The organism is Polaribacter gochangensis, from assembly GCF_046224025.1.
Lineage (GTDB): Bacteria > Bacteroidota > Bacteroidia > Flavobacteriales > Flavobacteriaceae > Polaribacter > Polaribacter gochangensis.
Genome location: NZ_JBJXRF010000048.1, coordinates 1 through 256, shown reverse-complemented (window position 1 = coordinate 256; position 256 = coordinate 1). Strand labels below are relative to the sequence as shown.

The following is a 256-nucleotide window of genomic DNA, read 5'->3' as shown; positions in this document are numbered from 1 at the left end:
TAGCAGAAAGACTGTCTGACATTCCGTTACTAGTAGAAAAATTTCTTTTTAAATACTGAATCGAAAACAAAGATAAGTTCTTAAAAATAAGTTCAGAAGCTATAGAGATTCTACAAAGATATCATTGGCCTGGAAATATAAGAGAATTAGAGAATGTAATTAAAAGTGCAGTAATTATGTGCGATAAATATGTAGAAGTAGAACAAATACAGGAATATGTAAAATACCAAATAGATTTTTATAAAAAAAAAAAATT

At 25.8% G+C, this 256-nt stretch carries 1 protein-coding gene; it reads left to right on the top strand.

The window, feature by feature from the left end; translation table 11 throughout:
- Positions 1-59 precede the first annotated feature (59 nt).
- Positions 60-256: AAA-type ATPase lid domain-containing protein (locus ACEWL1_RS12290; protein ID WP_457770727.1), on the top strand; the 197-nt coding region annotated here is incomplete at its 3' end.